Consider the following 297-nt stretch of genomic DNA (forward strand, 5'->3'; position numbering starts at 1 on the left):
TGCCGCTAGAGCGTTCAGTATCTGGTGATCAGGAACACTAAATCAACAAAGAAGGTGATCAGTCGCCGCAAGCTTGAGCGTTTGCTCGACGGTAAGCCCGGTCAGCATATCGGCGATCTGCTCCGACAGGCCTAGCCGGGATATCCCCGTCCGACGGTCCTCGCGAAGCATGCGCTGCGCAAGGGTGATGTATGAAAGATTGACTTCCCTGATTGCCTGCAGCGTGTCGTAGTCGCTCATGATATGTCACCGTTGCTGGGTGGCATGAATGCCACCGATCGATACTCACCTTTGGCG

1 protein-coding gene is annotated in these 297 nt (G+C 55.6%); it reads right to left on the minus strand.

Annotated features, from left to right (window positions below; genetic code table 11):
• Window positions 1–42: 42 nt before the first annotated feature.
• Window positions 43–240 (minus strand): flagellar transcriptional regulator FlhD, encoded by a 198-nt coding sequence (locus tag U5A52_RS43210; protein WP_321940536.1) that lies wholly within the window; start codon window positions 238–240, stop codon window positions 43–45.
• Window positions 241–297 lie beyond the last annotated feature (57 nt).

This window comes from Paraburkholderia sp. J8-2 (assembly GCF_905220195.1).
Classification (GTDB): domain Bacteria; phylum Pseudomonadota; class Gammaproteobacteria; order Burkholderiales; family Burkholderiaceae; genus Paraburkholderia.

Excerpts from the sequence above, each read along its gene's own strand:
- U5A52_RS43210 (WP_321940536.1), bottom strand. The coding sequence starts at position 240 with ATGAGCGACTACGACACGCTGCAGGCAATCAGGGAAGTCAATCTTTCA.